The 16489-nt window shown below is 56.5% G+C and carries 17 protein-coding genes; 9 read left to right on the plus strand and 8 right to left on the minus strand.

Annotation, left to right across the window (positions count from 1 at the left end):
* Positions 1-13: 13 nt before the first annotated feature.
* From codA to codB, 3 genes are read right to left on the minus strand one after another with little or no spacing between them, the layout of a single operon-like run.
* Positions 14-1270 (minus strand): cytosine deaminase, encoded by a 1257-nt coding sequence (codA, locus tag WA411_RS09890; protein ID WP_291906303.1) that lies wholly within the window; start codon positions 1268-1270, stop codon positions 14-16.
* Positions 1271-1299: 29 nt separating this feature from the next.
* Complete coding sequence (locus WA411_RS09895) at positions 1300-1923, minus strand: PucR family transcriptional regulator (RefSeq protein WP_291906301.1); 624 nt, start codon at positions 1921-1923, stop codon at positions 1300-1302.
* Positions 1924-3207, minus strand: a complete 1284-nt coding sequence (gene codB / locus WA411_RS09900) for a cytosine permease (protein ID WP_291906299.1) — start codon at positions 3205-3207, stop codon at positions 1924-1926. It abuts the gene before it with no gap.
* Positions 3208-3558: 351 nt separating this feature from the next.
* Here codB and WA411_RS09905 point away from each other — a divergent pair, with 351 nt between their 5' ends.
* Positions 3559-4638: a GGDEF domain-containing protein gene (locus WA411_RS09905; protein ID WP_291906297.1), complete on the plus strand. Its 1080-nt coding sequence runs from the start codon at positions 3559-3561 to the stop codon at positions 4636-4638.
* 16 nt (positions 4639-4654) lie between these two features.
* On the plus strand, positions 4655-5047 hold the full coding sequence (locus WA411_RS09910; RefSeq protein ID WP_291906295.1) for a DUF2784 domain-containing protein: 393 nt from the start codon (positions 4655-4657) through the stop codon (positions 5045-5047).
* A gap of 13 nt (positions 5048-5060) precedes the next feature.
* Here the strand turns inward: WA411_RS09910 and WA411_RS09915 are convergent, their stop codons facing one another.
* Complete coding sequence (locus WA411_RS09915) at positions 5061-5264, minus strand: DUF3185 family protein (protein WP_069184313.1); 204 nt, start codon at positions 5262-5264, stop codon at positions 5061-5063.
* Between the two features lie 116 nt (positions 5265-5380).
* On the minus strand, positions 5381-6007 hold the full coding sequence (locus tag WA411_RS09920; protein ID WP_291906293.1) for a class I SAM-dependent methyltransferase: 627 nt from the start codon (positions 6005-6007) through the stop codon (positions 5381-5383).
* Between the two features lie 104 nt (positions 6008-6111).
* On the opposite strand from WA411_RS09920, the gene WA411_RS09925 reads away from it, so the two are divergent.
* Positions 6112-7017 (plus strand): LysR family transcriptional regulator, encoded by a 906-nt coding sequence (locus tag WA411_RS09925; RefSeq protein ID WP_291906291.1) that lies wholly within the window; start codon positions 6112-6114, stop codon positions 7015-7017.
* Here WA411_RS09925 and pdxR read toward each other — a convergent pair.
* Positions 7014-8459 carry a MocR-like pyridoxine biosynthesis transcription factor PdxR gene (pdxR, locus tag WA411_RS09930; RefSeq protein WP_291906289.1) on the minus strand — a complete coding sequence of 482 codons (1446 nt, stop codon included), beginning with the start codon at positions 8457-8459 and terminating at the stop codon, positions 7014-7016. The genes WA411_RS09925 and pdxR overlap by 4 nt on opposite strands.
* A gap of 108 nt (positions 8460-8567) precedes the next feature.
* On the opposite strand from pdxR, the gene WA411_RS09935 reads away from it, so the two are divergent.
* The gene (locus tag WA411_RS09935) at positions 8568-9170 is read left to right on the plus strand and encodes a pyridoxamine 5'-phosphate oxidase family protein (RefSeq protein WP_291906287.1); all 603 of its coding nucleotides are present in this window, start codon (positions 8568-8570) and stop codon (positions 9168-9170) included.
* On the opposite strand, the gene WA411_RS09940 is transcribed toward WA411_RS09935, so the two are convergent.
* A complete protein-coding gene (locus WA411_RS09940; protein ID WP_209400533.1) occupies positions 9165-9641 on the minus strand; it encodes a hypothetical protein in 477 nt (158 codons plus the stop codon). The two genes, WA411_RS09935 and WA411_RS09940, sit on opposite strands and share 6 nt — an antisense overlap.
* A 213-nt stretch (positions 9642-9854) precedes the next feature.
* Here WA411_RS09940 and WA411_RS09945 point away from each other — a divergent pair, with 213 nt between their 5' ends.
* From WA411_RS09945 to WA411_RS09955, 3 genes are all read left to right on the plus strand, one after another.
* Positions 9855-10178 (plus strand): hypothetical protein, encoded by a 324-nt coding sequence (locus WA411_RS09945; protein WP_136630526.1) that lies wholly within the window; start codon positions 9855-9857, stop codon positions 10176-10178.
* Between the two features lie 155 nt (positions 10179-10333).
* Positions 10334-12280, plus strand: coding sequence for an alkyl/aryl-sulfatase (locus WA411_RS09950; protein ID WP_291906284.1), 1947 nt, complete (start codon positions 10334-10336; stop codon positions 12278-12280).
* Between the two features lie 10 nt (positions 12281-12290).
* A complete protein-coding gene (locus WA411_RS09955; RefSeq protein ID WP_291906282.1) occupies positions 12291-13196 on the plus strand; it encodes a homocysteine S-methyltransferase family protein in 906 nt (301 codons plus the stop codon).
* On the opposite strand, the gene WA411_RS09960 is transcribed toward WA411_RS09955, so the two are convergent.
* Entirely contained in the window at positions 13193-13456 is a 264-nt protein-coding gene (locus WA411_RS09960; protein ID WP_227549436.1) for a hypothetical protein, read from the minus strand. The genes WA411_RS09955 and WA411_RS09960 overlap by 4 nt on opposite strands.
* 191 nt (positions 13457-13647) lie before the next feature.
* Here WA411_RS09960 and WA411_RS09965 point away from each other — a divergent pair, with 191 nt between their 5' ends.
* Positions 13648-14508, plus strand: coding sequence for a LysR family transcriptional regulator (locus WA411_RS09965; RefSeq protein WP_153637238.1), 861 nt, complete (start codon positions 13648-13650; stop codon positions 14506-14508).
* A gap of 66 nt (positions 14509-14574) precedes the next feature.
* The gene (locus WA411_RS09970) at positions 14575-16458 is read left to right on the plus strand and encodes a monovalent cation:proton antiporter-2 (CPA2) family protein (RefSeq protein ID WP_291906279.1); all 1884 of its coding nucleotides are present in this window, start codon (positions 14575-14577) and stop codon (positions 16456-16458) included.
* Positions 16459-16489 lie beyond the last annotated feature (31 nt).

Here is a 16489-nt window from a genome sequence, read left to right on the forward strand (position 1 = left end):
TCGGGCAACTCTCTTAAAGAATCAGGCCGGATTCCGGGTGGGATGCCTCCCGCCGGACCAGCACTTGCCCGTCTCGTACAGAAGCCAGCACCGGTCGTTGTCCGAGCAGCACTTCATAGGGTGTGGTTCCCTGAAGCACCACGCACCGTGCTGGCATCCCCTCATAAACGCCATACTCATCAAGGTCCAGCGCAGCCGCGCCATTGTCGGTTATCAGTTCCAGCGACCGGTCAATCCAGCTCATTCCCAGCATATGGCAGGCGTGCAGGCCGACATCGAGGGTGCGGAGCATGTTGCCATTGCCCATCGGATACCAAGGGTCGCGAATCGAATCCTGGCCGAAGGCAACCTTCAGTCCGGCATCAAGCAGCTCGGGGACCCGGGTGATGCCGCGGCGTTTGGGGTAGCTGTCGAACCGACCCTGCAAATGCAGGCTTTCCGTAGGCATGGAAAGAAAGCGCAGCCCGGACTTTTTCAGTAATCGGAACAGGCGGCTGCAGTAGGCATCGTTATAGGAGCCCATGGCGCAGGTGTGGCTGGCGGATACCCGGGAACCGTAATCCAGTCTGAGGGCCTCGGCGGCCAGAACTTCCAGGAACCGGGATTCCGGATCGTCAATTTCGTCGCAATGGACATCCACCAGCCGGTCGTTCTTGTGGGCCAGCTCCATCAGCCAGCGAACGGATTCCGCGCCGTAGTCCCGGGTAAACTCGAAGTGTGGGATGCCACCAACCACATCAGCGCCGAGCCGCACGGCTTCCTCCATAAGCTCACGCCCGTTTTTGAAAGACCAGATGCCCTCCTGGGGAAACGCGACGATCTGCAGGTCTATAAAGGCTGCGGTCTGTTCGCGAACCTCAAGCATGGCCTTGAGGGCTGTCAGGCTCGGATCCGTTACGTCCACATGAGTACGGACGTACTGGATGCCGTGGGCGGCAAAAAGCTTCAGGGTCTGGGTGGCGCGGTTGATGACATCCTGGTGGCTCAGGGTTGTCTTGCGCTCGGACCAGCATTCAATGCCTTCAAACAGGGTGCCGCTTTTGTTCCAGCGCGGCTCCCCGGCTGTCATGGCGGCGTCAAGATGAATGTGTGGCTCCACGAAAGGGGCTGTGACGAGGTTGCCCGCGGCATCCAGTTCACCGTCTCTGGTGGTGGCCTTGTCGGGTTGGGCCGTGATACCTGAAAAGCGTCCGTTGGTGATCTCCAGCCTGTACAGCCCATCCTGGCCCTGTAAACGTGCGTTCGCTATGGCATTCAATGGTGTAGTCATATTGTCTCCGGTAAGTCGCTCACCAACCTTTATGGTTTCAATAGCAGGTGAGCCTTTAAGAGTGTTCTGAATTTTTCAGTGGTGTTGCCCGGGCCTGGTAACGATTCACTGAGTTGGTTCATTCGGTTGCGTATCGTGTTTCTGTGACAATCCAATGCTTCTGCCATGGCACTCTGGTTCCCCCGGCAGGCGATCCAGGCGTCGAGCAATTCGGTAGATTCGGCCAGAATGGACGGATCCACCTGCTCAATCGATGTATGTTCGGACCAGACAATGGCCCTGCCGAGGGCCTCCGTGACTTCCACCATGGGCAGCGAATACGGCTGTTCGAACAGAGGTATCTCAAGCTCGTCGGCCAGCCGATAGAGCGTGTTGGGCAGTTGGCCGATGTAAGCATCTCCGGTCAGGACGACGAGCCCGGAAACATTGCACTCCTTACCCTCATAAAGGCATTCCGCCAGATTCTGTGGGCTGCGATGCCGGCTGATGCCGGTAACAAATACCAGCTCGCCACCTTTGACCCAGTTCTTGAAGGAGCGGTTTTCCGCCACATAGGGCCAGCGTACCGGGTTATCCCCGGCGGACTCCCCGCCCCGGAGCCGAATGGCGCCCAGGCCGGGGAGAAGTGGCACGTCCCGGCATCGCAGCGTCACTCAGATTGCTCCCATTACCTGTGCTTTGCGCTCACGGACTGCTTCGCTGACGACCAGAATGAGGCTGTAGCTCAGGGCCGCGACGAGAACGCCCACGATGGGTGCAATCCAGGGAGAAGTATAGGCGGCTGCGGATCCGATGGCGTAGGCCGCGAGCCCCGGGAGGTTGAAGGCTGGCAATGTAACCTTGGTCAGGTCCGGATACTTGCGTTTATAGCCGACAAAGTAGCTGGCCATGATGACGCCACCGATCGGCGGGATAAAGGTGCCGAGCAGAACAAGAAACGGGATCAGCCATTCGTACATACCCAGCACCGCCAGTACGGTTCCGATCGCGGCACCAGCAATGGTCACTGACTTGCGGCGGCGGGTACGGATCAGGTTGCAGCCTGCCACCGCAAAGTTGTAAACCGTGTTGTCCTGGGTGGTCCAGAGATTCAGGAACAGCATCAGGATACCGAGTGTGGCCAGACCCTGGGCGACCATGATGTCGACGATGTCGGCCTGCTGATAGACGAGAGCACCAAAGGCGCCGATCAGTGTCATCAGTCCGTTACCGAGGAAGAAAGCAAGCAATGTGGCAATCACCGCGGTTTTGCCGGTTTTCGCGAAGCGGGTCCAGTTAGTGGCCTGGGTGCCGCCGCTGACAAAGGTGCCAAATACCAGCGTGATTGCCGCTGCAACGGTCATCTCATTGGTCGGGGTAATGGCCAGGAGCCCGGACAGGCCGCCGGCATCGGACGTGGCGATGGACATGCTGACGGCCACCAGAATGATCATGGCGGGCACAGCAACCCGGGATAGCCACTCGAGGCCTTGATAACCGATAAACGCGGTAACACAGAAGGCGAAACCGAACAACACCATCAGCGGTGTTGTCATCCCCTCCGGCATCCCCGTGAGTTTAACCAGCAGAATTGCCATGGTGGCGGTGCCCCAGGCGTACCAGCCAATCTGGGTGAAGCCCAGAATAAAATCTGAAAGCTTGCTGCCCATCTCGCCAAAGGTGAACCGGCTCATCAGGGCAGTGTTCAGGCCTGTCTTTGCGGCAATATAACCCAGCCCTGCTGCGTAAAGCCCCAGCAGCAGATTGCCGACCGCCAGCACCATAAGCATGGTGGAAAAGTCGAAGGCAACGCCAACGCTGCCACCGGCCCACATGGTGGCGGTAAAGAAGGTAAAGCCAAGGAGTACCAGCCCCATGGACCAGACGCTTTTACGCTGATCCATGGGGACGGGGCTTAAGGGGTAATCCTGTTCTTTAGGTGTTGGTTCAGTGGTCATGGCGATCTCTCCGAGTCGTAGTTAACACAAGGAGAGTTGGCAACGTTTGTGCCATAGGGGTTTTTCGGGGCGAATCTTGTGGCCTGGTCGATCAGTTATTGTGCATGCTGCACAATAATGTTGTTGAAGAGCCGTTGACAGGAATCCCTTTGCTTCAACATGGTGCGATTTGGTGGCTAAGTTGCTCCTTTGGTGCGTCGAATGGTGAAAATGCTGATGGTTGAGTGAGGCCTGCGCTAAAAACCTAACAGTGGTACGTCTTTTGAACCTTCTATTTACTGGTGGTCAGGGCGAGAATTTGTTTAGACTCGGCATGTACAGGGAATCAAGTGCGTTGTGGATTTTACTTTTATGCCGACTCCTTCGGTTGAACTGAATACCGTGTCCTCCCGCGATCTGCTTATGCTGCGACTCTCAATCGTGGTTGGCGGGATTCTGATCTCCCTGTTCATGATTGGTGACCTTCAACTGATCCCGCCGGAACTGGCAGACGCCTACATCACCAACAGGGCTCTTATCCAACTTCCGATTCTTGCTGGCCTGCTGGTTTTCACCTTTGCTCCGCAATTTCTGCGCTTTGCCCAGACAGCATTCCTGGCAACCGTTATCAGCATTACCTACGCGAATTACTACCTTATCCATGTGGCCTGGGAACAGGTGGCCTTCAGTTTTCCCTATGAAGGTACGCTGCTGTATGCCTTCTTTGGTTTCTTTGTTTTCGGAATGAAATTCTATTATGCGTTGGCTGCGATGCTGATCAGTTCGGCAGGCTTTGTCGGGTTGATGCTGCTGGATTCAGTTTACGGCGAGCGAACATGGATGAATGCCGGGTTCGTGGCTGGTTCATTGTTTGTCGGTGTTATTGGCAGGCACAGGATTGATCGATTGCTGGGGCAGCTTGAAGATGCCAACGAGCAGTTGGTTGGCCTGAGCACCGTGGATGGTCTCACGGAGTTGTTCAACCGGCGTGCTCTGATGAGCGAATCTGAACGCCTGTTTGCATTGAAGCGGCGTGCCAATCATCGACTCGCCGTGTTCATGATGGATCTGGATCATTTCAAGCAGTTCAACGATCGCTATGGCCACCAGGAGGGCGACCGAGCCATCCGCATCCAGGCCGACATCATGAGACAGGTACTCAAGCGGCAGACGGATATCCTCGGGCGCTACGGCGGCGAAGAATTCATGGCTGTGATCGAAGGGGAACATGCTGAACGTTTTGAACGGCTTGCTGCCGATATTCTCGAACAGTGGAAGCGACATGCGGTGCCAAACGAGGACAGTCCGGATAGCAAGATGCTCAGCTGTTCCATAGGGATCTGTCAGGGCCTGGCCAGCGAATTCGATTCAATCGAGGACATGATCAGAAGGGCCGACGAAGCCTTGTATTGCGCTAAAAAACAGGGCAGAGCCCGCTACGTGATGGGTTAGCGGTCGGAGATGAGCGATGGATACCTCCTGGTTCCTGGTCTTTGCTGATGCGCTCCTGATCCTGCACACGATGCTGGTGGCCTTCGTGATCCTCGGGCTGGTGGCAACTTTCGCTGGTCATTTCTTTCAGTGGCGGTGGGTACGCAATTTCTGGTTCCGCCTGAGCCACCTGGCGGTTATTGCCGTTGTGGTTCTTCAATCCTGGCTGGGCGTGTTATGCCCGCTCACAAGCTGGGAAATGGCGCTCCGGGCCAAGGCCGGGGAGGCGGGCTATGAAGGCTCATTTATCCAGCACTGGCTGCAGTCAATCCTCTACTACAGCGCTCCGGATTGGGTGTTTATCGTGGCTTACACGGTGTTCGGAGCGCTCGTCCTGGCCAGCTGGTTTGTGGTCAGGCCCGAGCGGTGAAAAACAGGCAGGGTTATTTCTTGAAGAATGTCAGGAAAGCGCCGGCTGCAGCAGCGGCCGCCCCGCCGATCAGGTACCACATGGTGTCGTCGGTAAATCGGCCTGTGACCGTCTCGGTTAGCTGGTTTCCGAGGGACTGGGTTGATTGATAGCCGAAATAAAGCAATCCGATGCCAACAACCAGTAAAACGATACCGACCAGCTTTGAACTTCCCATTCTGTTCTCCTTTTTGATTGGCGCTGAAATACAGCGTGCCGTGGGTCAGGGAAGCTTGCCATCCGATTCCGGTTTTTCCAACCGTTCTTATTACTCTGTTGGGGATAAACCCCGTCCTATTCTGGTTTTCTGGCAATCAGGAAGTAAACGTCTTTCGAGGTTTCAGGCACCCAGCGGTAATCAATCTGAAATCCGGCATGCTCCAGATGCCGCTCCAGCTGAGCACGGGACAAGAAATTAACATAGGGCGCGAGTCGCAGCACTCGAGCCAGGGCAGCGACTGGTTTCAAATAGGGGCAGGTATCTTGAAGGCAGGCGGTGTTGCTAATGAATACTCCGCCAGGTTTCAGCATGCTTGAAACCTGTTGTATCGCACCTTCGGGGTCTCGGAGCAGGTGCAGAATGTTCAACCCCAGAATTGCGTCGAACGCCTGCTGTCGATGTTGCATGTCGTCAAGTGTGGCAACCACAAAGCGGAGGTTGTCGGCGGATTTTTCTGTCTTTCGCTTTCGGGCAATGTCTATCATCCGGGGCGAGGCATCGGTTGCCAGGTAGCTACGCACCCTGGGAGCATGAATAAGTGCCGTCGATCCGGTACCGCAGCCGAACTCCAGAACATCCATTTCCGGATTGAGATATTTCTGGGTGAGGGCGATTTTTCGCAGATAGGCATTCTGGTCCGCGATTGGCCGTTGGGCGTAGCGTGCAGCGCTGCGGTTCCAGAAACTGATGGAAGAATTCATGATTTCGGCTCTTAGGGTAGTTGATTCAATACCTGGAACGGATTCTATATCTTCACTTTTGTTGGTAATATCGACAAAAAATTATTTCAGGTATGCATTTCTGAATGGATTGGCGAGCCGTTAAATTTGACTGGAACCGAGCACGCGCATTCCTGGTGACTGCGGAGGAGGGATCTCTCTCGGCTGCCGCAAAGGCGTTGGGCGTTTCGCAACCAACCCTGGGAAGACAGGTTGCGGCACTGGAAGAAGAGCTTTCTACAGCGCTTTTCGAGCGGGGTGGTCGAGGGCTGGAACTGACTCGGAATGGCCTGGATCTGCTTGCCTACGTTCGAGCGATGGGAGAGGCTGCCAGCAGCCTATCACTTGCCGCAACCGGTCAGGCAACGTCCATTGAAGGCGAGATCGCTATTTCGGCGTCAGAAATCACGGCCGCTTACGTTCTGCCCTCTATTCTGCACAAGCTGCGGGACCAGTATCCCGGAATTCGCGTTAATCTTGTTGCCTCCAACGAAGCCAGCGATCTTCGCCGCCGCGCAGCAGACATTGCCATCCGTAATTTTCGGCCTACCGAACCTGATCTTATCGCCCGAAAGGTAGGTAAATTCTCTGCGACTCTTTTCGCCACAGCGGAAATCCTGGCTGATCTGCCATCGCCGTTGACCGACGATCTTTGTGAGGCCCCATTCATCGGGTTTCTCTCAAACAATGAGAGATATATGGAAGCCTTGGCGCAACGTGGCCTCAAGCTGCAGGAGGAACAATTTGTTGCCAGGACGGACAGCCATCTGGTTCATTGGCAATTGACTCGCATGGGTATCGGTATTGGCATGATGCCCGTCGAATTGGGTGATGCAGAGCCTGACGTTGAGAGGGTCTTCGAGGATCAGGTTTTCGGCGGCGATGTCTGGCTGGTATCACATCGGGAACTCAGGATGAACCTGCGGGTTCGGACGGTCTTTGATTTTCTGGCTGCTGAACTGTCTGGGTACTTTGGGAAGTCTGAACGTTAATTCGAGAGAGATTGGTTTGCTAGCCTGTCCCTCAGGTCGGTAACGCATTCTGTGATTTCACGCTCGTTGGCACTGGCAAAGCCCATTACCAGGCCCGTTTTCGCGTTTTTCCCCAGGAAGTGTGCGCTGAGCGGCGTGCTGCCAAAGCCTCTGGCTTTCAACCATTGGCTGAGAGCCACATCATCAAAAGCCCCTTCCAGCACCAGATGCATTCCCGCGCTTTCCGCCACTGGTTGGGCAAGTCCACCGAGCTTTTCGATCACCTCATGCTGGAATAGTTGCCATTTGTCACGGTAGAGCTGGCGCATACGCCTGAGATGACGTGTGAACTGACCACTCTCAATAAATTCGGCGATGGTGGCCTGGGTAAGGAGCGGAGTCTCGCCACCGCTGATCTGCTTGGCCCAGAGCAGGGGTTCAACCACCGCTTCCGGGATCACCAGATAGCCGACGCGCAATGCGGGCAGGAGGGTCTTGCTGAAACTGCCCATGTAGAGCACGGGCGCATTCTCGAACAGGCCCTGAATGGCGGCGAAGGGCTTGTTGTAGAAGTGGAACTCGCTGTCGTAGTCGTCCTCGATGATCCAGCATTCGGTTCGCTGGGCCCACTGTACAAGCGCCATCCGCTGGGACAGATCCAGGATGCCGCCCATGGGGTACTGGTGCGTGGGTGTGCAGAACAGGAGCCTGGCCCTGGCGGACTCAAGGCCGGGCAACGCCTCCACATCCAGTACCTGATTCTTCAGGGGTATTGGAATCAGTGGATTGCCCAAGCGACCCAGCGCGTTCCGTGCACCACGGTAACCGGGGTTTTCACACAGGATGCTGTCGGCCGGTTGCAGAAACACTTCCGCTAGCAGTGAAAGCGCCTGCTGGGCGCCGTTGGTTATGATCACCTGATGCTCTTGGCAACGAACACCGCGGGAGGTTCGCAGATAAGCGGCGATGGCGCGTCTCAAGGGTTGATAGCCCTGGATGCTGTCATATCCCCGCAGTGATCGGCGGCTTTCCTGGTGGTGCATGATCCGGTTCCAGGCCCGGATCGGAAACGCGTCCAGGTCCGGCAGGCCCGGCTGGAAAGGCAAGCTGGCGTCTTCCACGGGCTTTGCTTTTCCAGAGGGCCGCGCAGGAAGCGGCGGCAGCTCCATGCCAACCCCGACAGCTTTGTCCACGCCTGGTCCGGATGGCTTGACGACTGATTTGATGTCTTCGTGGACAAAGATACCCTTGCCGGGACGACTTTGAAGAAAGCCCTCGGCCTTGAGCTGTTCGTATACGGCGTTCACCGTGTTGCGGCTGATGCCCAGGTCCTGGGCCATCTGACGGCTGGGCGGCATTTGGCGCCCGGCCGGATATCGTTGGTCGAGTATCCGTTCGGCCAGTTGCTGATACAGCTGGTGTTGCAGTGGATGCTCACCATCCAGCCGGAGATCGTCAATCACGTCAACTGGTCCTATTAAAATTCACAATCTGGATCTTTTGATGGTATCAGAAGTGCCTTTCAATAGAAGTACGTTTTTTTGAAGTGCAAGACCAGAAAGGAGCTTTTGATGACAACGACTGATGTGGCCCGTATTGGAGCGTCCCCGCTGACTTCCTGTCCGCGCAGTAGGGTGCAGAGGGCAGCCAAGAGAGCCAGTTATGACCGGGAAACAGCCTACAGACTGATTGATCGACTAAAAACGGCCCACCTGGGATTTGTGGAAGAAGGTGAGCCCCGGATCATCCCGATCACCGCCTGGCGACTTGGTGATGATCTCTTCGTGCATACGCTGAATGGCGGACGGTTGTCCCGACGTCTGGAATCTGGCGCATTGCTCTGCATTTCCTTCGCCGTGACAAATGAATGGGTGATGACCAAATCGGCTTTCAATCACAGTGCCAACTATGAGTCACTGGTGTTGTATGGCAGGGCGTTGCCGGTCACGGACCATGCCGACTTTGATGCCGCGTTCCGCGCGATTATCAACCAGATTGAGCCAGGACGGTGGGAACAGGTCAGGTCACCAAATGACAAGGAGCGAAAAGCAACGGCGTTATTCCGGATACCGATTGAAGAGGGGGCGTTCAAAAGCCGCACCGGCGGACCGAATGACGATCCGGAAGATCTCGGGTTGCCGTTGTGGCATGGGACTTTGCCAGCCGGATTATGACGGCTCTTCGGGTGAGGTCTGGTCTTTTGGAGCCATTCGGAGGAATACACCCAACGATGCAAGGAGCAGAGCAGTGCTCGCGATAATAGCGACCGGATAATAGAGATTTCCAGCCAGCTCCAGCTGGCTGTACTTGATGATCATGATCAGGCCTTCCAAAGACATCGCAACACAAACCGTGCCTATAAAACGCGGCAGTGTTCGCCGCATCATGGTGATGACATCGTGCGACTCTGAACGTCCGCTGTATTCGGAACGAATAACCATTGCCAGCTCGTATACGGCAAGAGCGATGATGCTTCCGTTGACGCCTTTGATCAGGGCCTGCATGAGTTGCTGGCCAGATTGAAGGTCACTGATCACATCCATGACTGTTGCGCTGACGAGAGTAAAAGCCAACACAAAGAAAACCAGCGAAAACAGCCGGGCGAAAAGGGCCCGCACTGGAATCGCGGCCAGCATGTTGATCATAGTGTTTAATCCCCCGCGTTGATCGATTCAGGCGCAGGCTACTCCCGGTAGAGCCTGATTTCACTTAAGGTTTGCTCATTCTCTGTTAATGAGTTTTTTACGCTGTCTGGCCTGGTGCCTGTTTTGGGGCGTGAGGTTCCGCCGTCGTCGAGTATTGGGCTACCATGGTTGCTGCTGAGCGAATACGTCAAAATCTGGAGTCCACCGCAGCCAATGTCTGAAGATCCCCTCAAAACCCTGTCCGACCTTGCCAGCGATGCCCATGCCCGCATCCAGGCAGCCCATCAGCACATCAATCCGGTGGTGGAAGTTCGCCGTGGTATGCGCGACGCCGGTATACCGGCGGATGTGATGACCATTGACTGTTTGCGCACCCGGCGAAGAATTACGCTGATTCTTCACGATGAACAGCCTGGCGTTCTGCTATATCAGTTTGTGACCATCGAGGATGAGGTGGGCAATGACTTTCAACAGATGGCACTTGGCGACATGACAACCACCAAACTGTTCGAGTGGATTCAGGACTATTTTGGCTGACTTGCGCAGATTTACGCACACTCTGGAGTAAACTCACGGGAACCAATAACAACAGCTCGATAGGTTCCCGAATGTTCCTGCCCCTGAAGACCCTGATTCTCCCTCTTTTTTCGGTAGCACTGGCCTTGACCGGCTGTGATTCGGGACCGGATTCATTGGCAGCAAACAGTGCCGGACACACTGCGCCGACGGCTAGCACCGGTGAGGCCAATCGGCAGATGCTGGACCAGCGACCCTTCGATAATCGTGATGATTTTGAGAACGCGCGACGCGGACTGATTGCTCAAGACCCTGAACTGGTCATTGATCATCTTGAAGGCGGCGAGGTCTGGAACATGCCAGCCTACGATTTTATCGATGAGGATGGAGAGGATGCCCCGGCCTCGGTCAATCCAAGCCTGTGGCGCCAGGCAGCCCTCAACAACATTCACGGGTTGTTCAAGGTCACCGACGGGCTCTACCAGATCCGGGGTTACGATCTGGCGAACATGTCGATTATCGAGGGCGATACCGGGTGGATACTGGTGGACCCGCTGACCGCCAGCGAGACGGCCAGCAAAGCCTTTCTGTTTGCTCGGGAACACCTCGGCGAAAAGCCGGTGCGGGCCATTCTCTTTACCCACAGCCACATTGACCACTTCGGTGGCGTGCAGGGGATTCTCAAGCACCTGTCGGACGACGAAAAAGCCAACCTGCGAATTATCGCGCCGGCCGGTTTTGAGGAAGAGGCAACCAGCGAGAACATCATTGCCGGCCCCGCCATGACTCGGCGCGCCATGTTCATGTATGGCAAGCGCCTGGAGCGGGACGAACGCGGCCATGTCGGCACTGGGCTGGGAAAAGGGCCGGCGTTCGGCACCTTTGGCTTTGCCCCCGCTACGGATCTGATCAGCGAAACCGGTGCAGAGCTGGAAGTTGACGGCGTGCCCATGGTGTTCCAGATTGTTTCCGGCTCCGAAGCGCCTGCCGAGTTCACCTTCTACCTCCCCGAGCAGAAAGCCTTTTGCGGTGCCGAGCTGGTCAGCCGCAATATGCACAACATATACACCTTGCGGGGTGCGAAAGTTCGAGATGCCCGGCTATGGAGCAGCTTTATCGATGAGGCAAAGACCCTGTTTGCCGATGCCGATATTTACTTCGCCAGCCATCATTGGCCGTTGTGGGGGCAGGAGAATATCCAGGACTTCCTGGCGGTCCAGCGGGATACCTACAAGTTCATTCACGATCAGACAGTGCGTTTGATGAACCAGGGCGCCACGCCTCGAGAAATTGCCGACCAGCTCACGCTGCCGCCGGAGCTGAATCAGGCTTTCCACAACCAGGGCTATTACGGCACCGTGTCTCATAATGCCAAAGCGGTGTATCAGCACTACCTGGGCTGGTTTACCGCCAATCCGGCTCAGCTCAATCCGTTGCCGGAAAGCGAATCCGCCAGACGTTATGTGGCGATGATGGGAGGTGCGGACAACGTGCTGGAAAAAGCCCACGAGGAATTCGAAGCGGCATCAGATATGAGCACGACCGATGGGCGCGACACCTACCGCTGGCTGGCGGAGTTACTCAACCATGTTGTTTTTGCCGAGCCCGACAACGATGACGCAAAGCAACTGCTGGCCCGCGTCTATGACCAGCTCGGCTATCAGGCAGAATCTGCCCCCTGGCGGGACTTCTACCTGACCGGCGCCTATGAATTACGTCATGGCTCTCCGGAAGAAGGCATCAAACCGGCGATGATGAGAGAGGTGCTGCTGAACACGCCGGTGTCGCTCTTTTTTGACAGCATGGCGGTTCGGCTGAACGCCGAGGACGCAGAAGGCGAGAGCACCACTATCAAGATTTCGTTTACGGATCTTCAGGAAAGTTATTTGTTGTCGCTGAAACATTCGGTACTGCATAACCGTCTGGTGAGTGAGGACACGCCGGCTGACGCTACCCTTAGATTGACCCGGCCGCTGTTTGTCGATCTCTTGATCGGCCGGGCTGGCCTGAAGGAACTTCTGTTCAGCGACGAGATCAGCTTTGAGGGAAGCCGGCTCGACCTGATAGGCTTTTTCAGCATGCTGGACAAGCCCGAGGGCCGGTTCAATATCGTTACACCTTGATGGGTACTTTATGAAACCTGTTGCACTTCTCGACGGCGGCCTGGGCCAGGAAATCTATCGCAGGGCCATGAATGTTACGTCACTGCTGTGGTCGGTGGCGGTCATGCGGGAGCAACCGGAGGTTGTCACCGATGTCCACGCTGACTTCATCAGGGCGGGCGCCCGGACCCTTACACTGAACACCTATGCCGCGACGCCAACGCGACTGGCCAGAGAGGGCCTCGGCGACGAGATTGGTGCAATCCATCAGCGCGCTTTCGAGGTGTTGGAGCGAGCCATCGCGTTAACAGGCGCCGAGGTTGATATCGCCGGTTGTCTGCCACCGCTGGTTGGTAGCTACCGTGAACAACCTGCCCGGACGTTCGAGGACTTGAAGTCAGAGTTCGATGTGCTCGTGAAATTGCAGGGTGGCGCGGACGTTTTCCTTATCGAAACCATGACCAACTCGCTGGAGGCGAGCGCCGCTTGTGCTGCCGCCAGTGAATCAGGTAAGCCTTTCGGCGTGGCATTCAGGCTGGAGGCCGATGGCAAGCTCCGGTCCGGAGAGACCCTCGCAGAGGCTGTCCAGGCGGTGAAGCCGACAGGGCCAACGGCCATCATGCTCAATTGCTGCGATCCGGAGGTAATTTCCCAGGCAATGCCTGAGCTGGCGGGGCTTTTCCAATGCACGGGCGGTTACGCTAACGCGTTCAAAACCGTTGAGCCGATGGCCGGCGGAGCGCTGGTGGATGAACTGGAAGCCAGACCGGACGTTTCTCCCGGGCTATATGCGCTTCAGGTGAAGCAGTGGCTGGAGGACGGCGCAGCCGTCGTTGGCGGCTGTTGTGAAATCACGCCGGAGCACATCAGCCATCTGGCCGATGTGCTGACAGACGAGTATCGCCTTATAAAGTTCTCGGAACTGGCCCGCCGTTAACCGGCGAGTCGAGGGCTTTTCGTCCTGCGCGCTTCCATGGCACGTTTGGAGCGGCGTGCCTCGATGTATTGCATTGCATCATTCCGGATAGGAAGGTGCAGTGCCCCTTCCAGATCAAGGCGTTCGTAACCAAGATCGGAAAGCGTATCGTCTTTTTCTTTAAGCAGTGACTGCGCCATACGCCGGAATTTCTGACGCCTTGCGTACCCTTCAATCCACTGCATTGCGGCGTTTGCGTGATGCTCTGTGTGCTTCAACATGTCTACGGCCCCGAGTGTTGGTGAATGGCTTGCCGCAGCTCGTTTAGAGGTGTTGTGTTACTCGCTAACGGGTGCCTGTAACCAATATTCTGGTGTTGTTTTTGCCTTCAATCAAACGAAAAGAATTTAAGATCTCGTTCAGTTATGCTTAAGGGAGTTGCCGGTCATCAATCCAACCGAAAGGTCCGCACATGAATATGCCTCTGCTTGATAACGACGTGCTCAGGAGTTTCATTGCCATTGCGGAACACGGCACGTTCACCAGTGCCGCCAAAGCTGTGCACCGAACGCCGTCAGCCCTCAGCATGCAGATCAAACAGCTTGAACAGAACCTCGGCAAAACTCTCTTTATCCGGGAGCCCAGGAGAGTCTCTCTGACGGCGGAAGGTGAGGTTCTCCTGGATTACGGGCGCCGGCTGTTACGCCTTAATGAAGAGGCCGTGCAGCATTTCCTTGCGCCAACCCTCGAGGGGAAAGTGGGTATTGGCACTTCCGACGATGTTGGCACCCGGATTCTGCCGGACGTTCTGGCGGAATTTGCCAGATCCTACCCTGCCGTGCTGGTTGACGTTGTGGTTGGCTCTAGCAAACAGAATCTGGCGCGTCTGGATGCCGGTGAACTCGATATGACCCTGGTGACCGTGGCCGATGAGGGACGAATCCCCCGTGGCGAGGTGGTTCACGAAGAACCGCTGGTTTGGGCCGGGAGAGAGGGCTCATCGGCCTATCAACGTTCTCCGCTGCCGATTGCCATGGCCCACGAAGGATGTGCCTGGCGGCGCATGACACTCAGGGCACTGGACAGGGCGGGCATACCCTACAGGATTGCCTACACCTGTGAGCATTGTTCCGGCCAGGAGGCGGCAATGCTGGCGGACTTGGCCGTGGCCCCGTTTCCGCAAAGCCTGATCCGCCCGCCTCTGAAAGAGGTAGCCGGTGATACCCTCCCGCAAATCGGATTCTATCAGCTGGCTTTGGTACGGCGGGGTTCAAACCCCCTGAATGATGCGCTCGCGTCTCATGTGAAAGAAGCGTTCCAGGGTCTACGCTAAATGAAGGCGCCACGAATGGACCGTTGCGCACCCCTGGCCCCCGATTTTCAATCAAGGAAACCATAGATGACAGTATATTTCGTCCAGGCGTTTATCTACCTGGTCGCAGCGGTAATTGCTGTGCCCCTGGCAAAACGACTGGGGCTCGGCTCGGTCCTCGGCTACCTGGTGGCGGGTGTGGTGATTGGTCCTGTCACCGGGCTGGTAGGGCAGGAAGCCAACACCATCCAGCATTTTGCCGAGTTTGGCGTCGTTATGATGCTGTTTCTGGTAGGCATGGAGCTCGACCCCAAGGCGCTGTGGGCCATGCGGGTCCGTCTGGTCGGTCTTGGCGGACTGCAGGTGGTGTTGACTGCGGCCGCCGGTATGGCAGTGGCTGCCTGGCTCGGGCTTCAGTGGCAGACAGCGCTTGCGGTCGGCCTGATTTTCGCCCTGTCGTCCACGGCGATTGTCCTGCAGACACTCAACGAAAAGGGATTGGTTAAAACTGAAGGCGGTCGCAGTGCCTTCTCGGTATTGCTGTTCCAGGATATTGCGGTCATTCCCATGCTCGCACTGATTCCGCTGCTGGCGTTGCCGGAACTGATGGCGGCCGGTGGGGCTGCTGAAGACCATGGAAGCCGCTTGAGCCTGGTAGACAGCCTGCCAGGCTGGGCCCATGGGCTGGTTGTGGTGGCGGCCATCGCCGCCGTGGTTGTGGGTGGCCATTACCTGAGCAGGCCCCTGTTTCGGTATGTGGTGCAGTCCGGTTTGCGTGAAGTCTTTACTGCCACCGCGTTGATGCTGGTGATCGGAATTGCGGCCCTGATGAGCCTGGTGAATCTGTCTCCGGCGCTTGGGGCCTTCCTGGCCGGTGTGGTGTTGGCTAACAGTGAATTCCGGCATGAGCTGGAAGCGAATATTGAGCCGTTCAAGGGACTGCTTCTGGGCCTGTTCTTTATTACCGTGGGCGCGGGCATCAATTTTGACGTTCTGGCTGAGCAATGGGGCACGGTGGTGTCCCTTGCGGTGTCCGTGATTGTCGTCAAGGCCGCGATTCTGCTGGGCCTGGCGTTGCTGTTCAGGGTTCATGGCAGTAATGGCTGGCTGTTCACGCTATCTCTGGCTCAGGCTGGTGAATTTGGCTTTGTGCTTCTGACCTACAGCGTCCAGAACAACGTGATTCCTGTGGAAACCTCCCAGATTCTGTCCCTGGTAGTCGCGCTGTCCATGTTCCTGACACCGTTGCTGTTTATTGTCTATGACCGGCTGGTGTTGCCGCGCTACCGGCGATCCCAGAACGATGAGCGGGAGGCGGATACCATCGACGAGCAGGCGCCGGTTATCGTCGCCGGAGTTGGTCGCTTCGGCCAGATAGTCTGCCGGTTGTTGCGGGCCAACAATGTCCCGATTGTTGCGCTGGACCATGAGATTGAACAGATCGAGAACCTCCGGCAAATCAATATCAAGAGTTTCTTCGGTGACGCCAGCCGGCCGGATTTGCTGGAGACCGCCGGCATCGAACAGGCCCGCTTGCTTGTGGTGGCTATCGACGATCGGGACCGTTCGGTCCAGATGGTGGAGCACGTAAAGCAGTTTTTCCCCGGTGTCTGGGTGTTGGCACGGGCTTTCGACCGGGGGCACGGCTACCGGTTGAGGGAAGCAGGTGCCGATGATGTCGTGAGTGAAACCTATCATTCGGCACTTGAGCTCGGCGGTCATGCATTGACCGCCATGGGGGTGCATCCGATGCGTGCCCGCCAGATGACCTGGGCATTTCTCGACAACGAAAAAGCCCACGAGGATGAGTTGTTCGAAGCCTGGAAAGAAATCGAGGAAGGTATCCGGTTCAGCCCCCGTTATGGTGAACTGTTCATGAAGCTGGAAGAAGCGCTCAGTAGCGCCATGCACCGTGACTGGGAAGAGCCGAAACAGGAGGATGTTCCTGTATGGCGACCGCCCGACCGCTGACAGTGAAACAACGCTGGGCTAGATTAGTGTC

Origin of the sequence: Marinobacter sp. CH_CUG1437-1 (genome assembly GCF_037029655.1) — a bacterium.
GTDB classification, from domain to species: domain Bacteria; phylum Pseudomonadota; class Gammaproteobacteria; order Pseudomonadales; family Oleiphilaceae; genus Marinobacter; species Marinobacter salsuginis.